This is a genomic window from Aporhodopirellula sallentina SM41 (genome assembly GCF_000346505.1).
In the GTDB taxonomy this organism is placed as follows: Bacteria; Planctomycetota; Planctomycetia; order Pirellulales; family Pirellulaceae; genus Rhodopirellula; species Rhodopirellula sallentina.
In genome coordinates this window covers 1-1003 of sequence record NZ_ANOH01000234.1, presented here as the reverse complement: position 1 = coordinate 1003, position 1003 = coordinate 1, and the positions used below count along the sequence as shown (strand labels likewise).

The following is a 1003-nucleotide window of genomic DNA, read 5'->3' as shown; positions in this document are numbered from 1 at the left end:
TAAGCACATGAACAGGATTGATTGTGTTTAATTGGCAAGCAGATTGCAGCATTGATTCGATGGGGATCTCTCGTGGTTTTGCTAGCATTTTGCCTGATGGTCGGGCATTCGCCACGGCGGCGTTTCCTCCCAACTTCAACGGGAGGAGTATCATGGCACGACCTGCTATTCTGTTTGCGGAAATCAAAAGTCAACAACAACGCGATCGTCTTGTCGAACTTTGGAAGAAGCATCCCAATCATTACACCCGAATGCGAGGGCATGCGATGCTCCTCAGTGACGCCGGCTACAAAGTCAGTCAACTGGTGGACATCTTCGGTGTTGACCGTGACACCGCAGCAGGTTGGATCTCGCGTTTCAATGAAGGAGGAGTCGATGCCCTTTTCGATGACCAACGACCGGGCGGGCCGCGAAAACTCGTCGAACATGAGCAGCGTCTCCTCGAGGACCTTCTCCGAGAGTATCCCTCGCACCCTGCAAAGGTGATTGCGAAGCTGAAAGAGAAAACGGGCAAATCGATCAGCCGCAAGTCCCTGTCGCGTTATGCCAAACGATTCAATCGGAGCTGGAAGCGGTTTCGCCGTAGCCTTCGACAGAAACGAGACGAACAAGCGTTTCGACTCGCTCAAGAAGAACTCGCCGAGTTGCTCGAAGAACCTGGATTGAACGTGGTCTATTTCGACGAAGCGGGCTTCTCCCTCAAGGGAGTCGTTTCCTATGGGTGGCTTCCGGTCGGTGAACGTACTGAAGTGCCTGTCACCGGTGCGCATGGATCGACGGTGCAGGCGATCGGATTCGAGCATCAAGACGGTACAACCCGAACCTACCTTCACAAAGGTTACGTCAACACGCAAACCGTCATCGAAGTGTTCGACGATTTCTGCGAGACCATCGACCAAACGACCGTGGTGATCTTGGACAACGCGTCCTCTCACACCAGCGGAGCTTTCAGGGCATCGGTAGAACGTTGGGCCGAGCGAGGCTTGCTCGTCTACAACCTTCC

1 protein-coding gene is annotated in these 1003 nt (G+C 53.8%); it reads left to right on the top strand.

Annotation, left to right across the window (positions count from 1 at the left end; translation table 11 throughout):
- Nucleotides 1–152: 152 nt before the first annotated feature.
- The coding region (locus tag RSSM_RS16030) for an IS630 family transposase (protein ID WP_008680817.1) at nt 153–1003 on the top strand (851 nt) is incomplete at its 3' end.